This window comes from Enterococcus diestrammenae, from assembly GCF_049384045.1.
Classification (GTDB): domain Bacteria; phylum Bacillota; class Bacilli; order Lactobacillales; family Enterococcaceae; genus Enterococcus_C; species Enterococcus_C diestrammenae.
This window is the reverse complement of the sequence record NZ_JBMRGR010000025.1, coordinates 25,938-32,270: the sequence shown is the minus strand read 5'-3', so window position 1 is coordinate 32,270 and position 6,333 is coordinate 25,938. Positions and strand designations below refer to the sequence as shown.

General features: G+C 38.8%; 8 protein-coding genes. All 8 read right to left on the bottom strand.

The features are described 5' to 3' along the window. Positions 1–126: 126 nt before the first annotated feature. Entirely contained in the window at positions 127–741 is a 615-nt protein-coding gene (locus tag ACO03U_RS12735; protein ID WP_010620830.1) for a CadD family cadmium resistance transporter, read from the bottom strand. Between the two features lie 16 nt (positions 742–757). Further along, complete coding sequence (locus tag ACO03U_RS12730; protein ID WP_010620829.1) at positions 758–1,123, bottom strand: ArsR/SmtB family transcription factor; 366 nt, start codon at positions 1,121–1,123, stop codon at positions 758–760. Between the two features lie 212 nt (positions 1,124–1,335). Continuing rightward, complete coding sequence (locus ACO03U_RS12725; protein ID WP_204687858.1) at positions 1,336–2,010, bottom strand: hypothetical protein; 675 nt, start codon at positions 2,008–2,010, stop codon at positions 1,336–1,338. Between the two features lie 327 nt (positions 2,011–2,337). Then, positions 2,338–3,018, bottom strand: coding sequence for an IS6-like element IS1216 family transposase (locus ACO03U_RS12720; protein ID WP_001015311.1), 681 nt, complete (start codon positions 3,016–3,018; stop codon positions 2,338–2,340). Positions 3,019–3,071: 53 nt separating this feature from the next. Then, positions 3,072–3,440: a hypothetical protein gene (locus tag ACO03U_RS12715; protein WP_204687856.1), complete on the bottom strand. Its 369-nt coding sequence runs from the start codon at positions 3,438–3,440 to the stop codon at positions 3,072–3,074. 161 nt (positions 3,441–3,601) lie between these two features. Continuing rightward, positions 3,602–3,832: a hypothetical protein gene (locus tag ACO03U_RS12710; RefSeq protein ID WP_161869033.1), complete on the bottom strand. Its 231-nt coding sequence runs from the start codon at positions 3,830–3,832 to the stop codon at positions 3,602–3,604. Positions 3,833–4,185: 353 nt separating this feature from the next. Beyond that, complete coding sequence (locus ACO03U_RS12705) at positions 4,186–4,575, bottom strand: hypothetical protein (protein WP_204687854.1); 390 nt, start codon at positions 4,573–4,575, stop codon at positions 4,186–4,188. A 110-nt stretch (positions 4,576–4,685) separates the two neighbouring features. Beyond that, a complete protein-coding gene (locus ACO03U_RS12700) occupies positions 4,686–6,257 on the bottom strand; it encodes a bifunctional metallophosphatase/5'-nucleotidase (protein WP_204687852.1) in 1,572 nt (523 codons plus the stop codon). Positions 6,258–6,333: the final 76 nt, after the last annotated feature.

The following is a 6,333-nucleotide window of genomic DNA, read 5'->3' as shown; positions in this document are numbered from 1 at the left end:
TAAATGAAGAAAAAAAAACTACATAAAACAAATTTTGTTTTATGTAGCCAAAGTTATTTAACTTTTTCAGCAGCTTCGTTAAAATCTCGCTGTCTTTTTTTATTTGAACTTCACTATCGTAGTTGTTTATATAAAATTTAATAGTGTTTGAATCGTCCCATTTTCTATCAAAATATAAATTCCTAAGCCAATAAACACTATAGGAACAAGGATTCGTTCATATTTTTCTAAGGTTTCGGAAACAAAAGAAATCTTGGCTAATTTGTAACTGATATAGCAAAGAACCGCAACAGAAATAGCAAATACGATTAGAGCGGTGACAATCTCTGAAAAAGATAACGAGGCAAAGTAAGGAATATAAATCCCTAAGTTATCGCCACCAGAAGCAATTGTTATTAAGGCAACGGTCCAAAAGAAGCGGTTTGTTCCTCTTGATTCAAGCTTTTCAACGACTTCCTCTTCTTCTTCCTCCTCTTCGCCAACCAATGCCACTCTGATTCCTAAGAAAATCGGAATTAGACCGAGAAGCCCAATGATCCAATCTTGCGGAATGAAATTCAGCACATATGCTGCAAATAAACTTACGGCTACTAAGATACCTGTTCCTAGATATTGACCCCAAAAAATCTGACGGAGCCCTTTTTTTGTATGACTTTGAGAAAAAATAATCAGCAAGATAAATAAATAATCAATGCTGGTAGAAACGTAAACAGCGAGAGCTGATAAAATACTTTGTAACAAAATAACTTCCTCCAAACTAAATTTTCATAGATATATTTTCTGACAACTTTAGAAAATCCTGCACAGCGGAAAGTATCTCTTCATTCGCTAAAGAATAATAAACTACTTTTCCATCTTGACGTGATTTTGCTATTTCGTTCTTTTTCAAAAAACGTAAATGGTGTGACGTTGTAGCAATACTAGCATTAAGTATCGCCGCTAAATCACAAACGCACATCTCCTTATAAGTTTCTAAAGTATAAAAAATTTTAATCCTAGAAGAATCGCTAAAACATTTTCCTAATATAAGTAAAGTTGAAAGGTCTTTATCTTTTAAATTGTTTTTAACACTAGCTACTTTTTCTTTATGTATACTGTTAGTTGTACATACTTCTGCGTTCATTAATTTAACCACCCCCATTCAAACGAACGTTTGAATGAAGTATAGCTATCTAAGCATTGTTTTGTCAATAAGTAGTTAATCTGTAGACAATTCAAATAAATTCAACATTGATAAAACAAGATTATTGATACACTATTTTAAGCATAATAGTGTATTCTTATAGTTATTCCTATTTGTAGGTGATACGTTTAGAATTGCTTTTTCTATTCAATTCATGCATTAATTAGGATCTCAATTTTAGACGTATCAATATTGTACTCATTTTCTAAAATATCGCGTACTTCCTCTTCTTGATTGCTTTCTAATTCAAAATGATTCAATTCTATGTTGATTAGAGAATTTTTTAATCTATTTAAACGATTATTTTCAATTATTAGGCCTTCTGAGTAAAAATTAATATCCGATATTATTGGTATTCCAAGAGCACCTTCGTATTCTTCTAAATCTACTTCTACAAGATCCGCTTCAATTTCTACTTTTTTCATTATCCCAGGGTAGTAAACTCTTGCTTTAGAATCCAAAACTTTATCTACCATTTGATAATCAAGATAAAAATCAATGTTACTGTTCTTTTCTGCTATATACTTACTGAGCAGATTAATTTTGTTTTGAGAGTACTTAGCTTTATTAGAATAAAATAAAGCAGCATTTTCATAGGGATATACATAGTTTATTTTTCTTAAATAGGAAATTAACTTGTTTACAGAAACGTCATTAGAAGCGTTACGAAAAGAATTTGCAATTTCTTCTACACCACCCGAATAGGGAGGTCTAACCACTATATCTATAAGCGTTCTTTCTAAATTAGTTACCTTAACTGGTCGAGAAAAACCAATTGGTTGTTTAGTCACTACGCCTAATTTATTTGTATTTTTACCGTTTAACATATAAACCTTATATTCTATTTTTTTATAATTAAATTTAGCTATATTATTTGTTCGTCTCATAGGTTTTGAAAAAGCATAGTCAACTTTTTTTTGAGTTAGTATAGCATTACTTTTATCTATAGGTTTCTTGGTTTGTTCATTATTAATATATATGTCTTTAGGATTGTTTTCAGTGAGATCATTTATAACTAGAGCACTATAATGTGAAAAATAAGCGCTCGGTCGAAGAGATAACGCTATTTCATAAGGCGAAACTTCTTCTAATAAATAAACGGTTCTGTTGCAAAGTTTTAAATAAAGAATAAAATCCCTTACGGTATCTATGATTTAAGCTGGGATTCCCAATAATACCTTGATTTCAGTACAGACCGAAAACCCGAAGAGAGTGCCTTCTTTTCGGGTTTTCTTATATAATCCTCGAATGGCTTCCATGCCTTTAATCGTGGTAGAGGCAGTGCGTAAACTTCGATAGAATTTATTGCGTCTCTTTACTGGACGATGGTCTTGTTCAATCAAATTATTCAGGTATTTAATGGTACGATGTTCTGTCCCTTGATAAAAGCCGTATTCTTTTAGTTTCTTAAAGGCACTTGTAATAGAGGGGGCTTTATCTGTGACTACAACCTTCGGTTCATCAAACTGCTTCACTAACCGCTTAAGAAAAGCATAGGCTGCTTGTGTGTCCCGTTTTTTACGTAACCAAATATCTAAGGTTAAACCATCTGCATCGATGGCTCGATACAAATAATGCCATTTTCCTTTAATTTTGATGTACGTTTCATCCATTTTCCATGAATAAAAGGATTTTTTATTTTTCTTTTTCCAAATTTGATAGAGTAGTTTGCCATATTCTTGCACCCAACGATAAATCGTCGTATGAGAAACGTTAATGCCACGATCATATAAGATTTCTTGAACTTCACGATAGCTAAGGTTATAACGAAGATAGTAGCCCACGGCTACAATAATCACATCCTGCTGAAATTGCTTTCCTTTAAAATGATTCATCGTCATTCCTCCTGCTATCTTTTTCTATTATTCTACCTTATTTGATAGTAGATTTAAAACTTTGCAACAGAACCAAAAAACTCATAAAACAAGTAGAAATGCCCCTGTTTTTCATAGGCAAAATAGTCCCCCTCGGCGTCGTCTATCCTTCCAACAACACAGTAAATTCTGGTGCCTACGGGTAGATTTTGCGATTCCCAGTCGTTTAATTGTTGGCTTTTATCTGGATCGATGTTCTGCTTAACTTCCCCGAGTTGCTCACCGATTTGGTCTTTACTTAACTCACGATTGCCTGAATAGAGTAATCTTTTAGACTCGGGAATTTTCGTTAAGTCTTTTTGACTGTTTTCAGAATTACATCCGGTGAATATGAGTAAAAGACTAAACAAAAGAAAAGCTAGCTTCGTCAATTTAGATAACATCTTACTTCCTCCTATACCCTTCTGTCCCTTTTAGCATACCAAACAATAGCACAGCAAGGAAGTCTTTTCCGCTTTGCCTACACAAAAACACCCACCCCGAAAATCACTGATGACTTCGTGGGTGGGTGCTTGTTTAGATCGGATCGCTTCATCCGGTGTCTTTATGCTTGCTGCATGATTTTTGCGCAATAGCCATGTTTATTCAAGAAATCCATGATCTCTGGCAATTCATTGCGAGCAAATGCCGTCTTTTGACAGGCGGTGATTGTTTTACTAAAAGGGAACCCTTTTTTCTTCGTTCGATAGACATAACAAAGTTCATTGCTGACTTCGATAGGAACTTCCTTATTACAGTTTTCTGCCACGAGGGCAAAAAGTGTCTGCCAATCCAACGTCTACACTTCCTTTCTCCTTGAAAAGCGGTTCAGCGAGTTCGCCGCTTGCCACAGAGTTGTCAGTAAACTGTCCCAACTTGTGACCACCTGTATCGCAAAAACATCTGACCGACGACACAGCCTCATTACCAAGGAAGTATACGCACTTCTTTTATAAAAAGCCAGTGAAGTAAGAGAACTCTTAGCTGACTTTTACAGATTCTTTATCATCCACAATTTTCAGAATATAGCCGTCTTTTTGAAAATCTTTGTAACAAACACAAATACTACATAAAACACTAGTATTTTGCAGTTTTAAGAAGATAAAATCACATCCATTCCATCTCTATGAAACAAAATAATGATGTAGGCTAATCTTCTTTCATCGTTTGTTCCAAAAGCAGATGAATGTCTGTTTGGAGTTGGGACAACAGGTCTGTCATCTGCTGTAGTTGTTCCTTGATATCCACCTCTTTGCCGGGCTTCAGCACTTGCTGGTAACGATTGGATAATCCTGAGGCCTCATACCGTCTCAAAAGCTCGGGAATCGCAGCATCGGCAATCGCCACTTGGGTCTGTTCCCGCAAAATATGACCATCCGTCCCCACCTCTCGTGCTGTAATCGTCTCCATTCCCGCCAGTGCCTTTTTACCTACCACATATCCCGTATCCACCTTCTGAATCAGCCCCGCATCTCGCAACCAACCATAAAAAACACTTTGCCGCAGCTTATGTTCCTTCATTACCCGATACAATTTCATAGGCTTCCCCCTTACTAGTTTTTCGCAGATTGATCTCTGCAATAGAAGATACGAAAAAAGCCTCGAGAACATGCTCGAGGCTTAGGAATTATCCATTGTATCCTTATCCTTTATTGTTCCGGCAGCACCACAAAATTATCATTCACCGTAGCGTCTAGCACCGGATGTTCCCGCAGATAGTCGGCAATCAGTTCGGTCATGTCGATTTGGACTTCTCGGATGATTTTTTCCGGGGTGAACATGGCGTAGTTGCCACCACCAACTGCTCGGTATTGATTAATAACCACTTCTAGTTCCTCATCAGGGGCGACGTCATGGCCCTCAAACTGCAAGCGAGTCACTCGTTGGCCTTTGGGTTGGGTCATATCCAGGGTATAGTCCACCCCTTCGTACATATCGTAGTTGTAGTACTGAGGTTTTGGTTTGATAAAGCGGGGATTGAAGACCAACTTCCCAGCTTCCGTCAGTTTCAAGTAATCCGCTGTTTGTTCTAGAGCAGCTTTTAAATCCGCTCCACTAATGCGAGAAACAGCCAAGGTATTCGGATAGATATAGTTGGTGATGATGTCCCGCATGGTGATGGTGTTACCAAAGCCCCGGCCTTCGTTATTGAACAAAGCTGTACCGGAAATCTTAGCCCCGCTGGCAGCCATTTGGACCTTATTGATAAATTCTACGTAAGGGTGTTCATGGAACCGAGCCATCATGGGATCAGCAATGCGCATATCCCCTTTGACTTGTCCCACTGATTGATCTAGCCAAACTTCCAGATCCTCGCTTAGCTTGGCTATCGAAGCCAGTATCGCTTCATCCGGTTTGACATCTGCCACGCTGTGAATGGCCGCTTCGGCATGGAGGATCTTCACCTGATTGGTTTCTGCTTCACGCTCCAAGTCTAGCGTAATTTCTCCGACAAAAGCGCCGCGGGAGCCTGGTTGAACTACTGGTACTCCGTTGATTACCGTGGCAATTTCCCGGTGTTGATGGCCGGTGACTAAGGCATCAATTCCTGCCACTTCATGAAGCAGTTGCCACCCTTCATTTTCACCGGTGAGCAATTCCGTTGGCTCGCCGGTTGTTAAATCCCGTTCAAAGCCACCGTGATAGGCCACAACGACGACATCTGCCAATTCTCGTAGTTTTGGTACATATTGTTTAGCTGTTTCCACCAAGCCTTTAAACGTCAGCCCCGCAATCGTCGTCGGTTGTTCCCAATGAGGAATGTACTGAGTGACCACACCTAGCACCGCCACTTTGACACCAGCTTTTTCCAAAATCACATAGGGTTGTCCGAAAAACGGCCGTCCGTTTGCCCCTAACACATTTGCTGCCAAAATTGGATGCTGGTAGCTAGCAATCGCCTGTTGCAAATAATCAATTCCGTAGTTAAATTCGTGATTGCCCAGCACCCCCACATCATAGCCTAGCTGATTGATGACTTGAGTCAAATCCGCTGCCGTATGTTGCGGTTGTTTGGCGATATAATAGCTCAATGGCGATCCTTGGATAAAGTCTCCATTTTCGATTTTTAACACTGCATCCGCCCCTGCAGCCAGCTGGCGTTCCTGCATTTTCGTCGCCACTTTTGCCACACCAATCGGCAAATCCTGCCCCACTTCGGCATAGTTTGTCGGTAATACATAGCCATGCATATCACTGGTGGCCAAGATTGTTAATTTCATCCTATACAGTCCTTCTTGTTCAGATTGGATTTCCGCAGATATTGCCAGCGGATTTTCCTTTGACATTGTCATAGTA

What these genes read in the sequence shown, in the direction of transcription:
- ACO03U_RS12730 (WP_010620829.1), bottom strand. Translation starts at nt 1,123, where the DNA reads ATGAACGCAGAAGTATGTACAACTAACAGTATACATAAAGAAAAAGTA.
- ACO03U_RS12725 (WP_204687858.1), bottom strand. Translation starts at nt 2,010, where the DNA reads ATGTTAAACGGTAAAAATACAAATAAATTAGGCGTAGTGACTAAACAA.
- ACO03U_RS12720 (WP_001015311.1), bottom strand. Translation starts at nt 3,018, where the DNA reads ATGAATCATTTTAAAGGAAAGCAATTTCAGCAGGATGTGATTATTGTA.
- ACO03U_RS12715 (WP_204687856.1), bottom strand. Translation starts at nt 3,440, where the DNA reads ATGTTATCTAAATTGACGAAGCTAGCTTTTCTTTTGTTTAGTCTTTTA.
- ACO03U_RS12705 (WP_204687854.1), bottom strand. Translation starts at nt 4,575, where the DNA reads ATGAAATTGTATCGGGTAATGAAGGAACATAAGCTGCGGCAAAGTGTT.
- ACO03U_RS12700 (WP_204687852.1), bottom strand. Translation starts at nt 6,257, where the DNA reads ATGAAATTAACAATCTTGGCCACCAGTGATATGCATGGCTATGTATTA.